Raw genomic sequence first — 638 nt, 5'->3', positions numbered from 1 at the left:
GCGACCTTGCTTCCATCAGGCTTGATTGGAATTAATCCCGATACGGTGTTTTTCAGGGTGTCAAGCACCGCGGGGCCATTCGCGGTATCTTCCACCAGCTTACGGCGGCCATTGGGGAATTTGTCCGCCAGCATCTTCACGGCTTTCAGGGTTTCGGTAAAACTCATGCGTTTGCGTATCTGATACAACAGATAGGCATTGGCCCCTTTTTTGCCCCACACCTGACCGACCACGTAATCCGTGCCCTCACTGTCCTTAAAGGTCATATCCCAGCTATGGATCACCTTGTCGAATTTCTCAGGTAAGTCTTTCGGCAGGTAATAGCGCACCCAGTCTTCCTTGAAGATAGTGCCGCCCGATGGCTTGGGTGACTGTTGGTACATCGCCGACCAGAAGTAATCACCAAAAAGCGCTTTTTTCTCCAGCAGGGCATCAATAGGATGCAGTTCCGGTACCAGTGCCTCGCCATGCTCATTAATGGCTGGAAAGGCCAGTACCCGTGCCTGACCACTGGCTTCAATCACCTTGCCGGATAGATCATCCGTCGCCCAGCGAGTCGCCATGATGATTTCGCCACTGTTTTTTGACAATCGCGTTTTGAAGGTCGAAACGTACCAGTTCCAGATACCACTTTTGGT

The 638-nt window shown here is 51.7% G+C and carries 1 protein-coding gene; it reads right to left on the bottom strand.

Features of this window, described 5'->3' with window-relative positions; translation table 11 throughout:
- A partial coding sequence (locus tag PSI23_RS21830; RefSeq protein WP_444876165.1) for a phage terminase large subunit family protein occupies positions 1-638 on the bottom strand: 638 nt, incomplete at both ends.

Source organism: Xenorhabdus yunnanensis (assembly GCF_028598805.1).
Lineage (GTDB): Bacteria > Pseudomonadota > Gammaproteobacteria > Enterobacterales > Enterobacteriaceae > Xenorhabdus > Xenorhabdus yunnanensis.
Note: the sequence above shows the minus strand (reverse complement) of the source record. Positions and strands in the feature narration are given on the sequence as shown.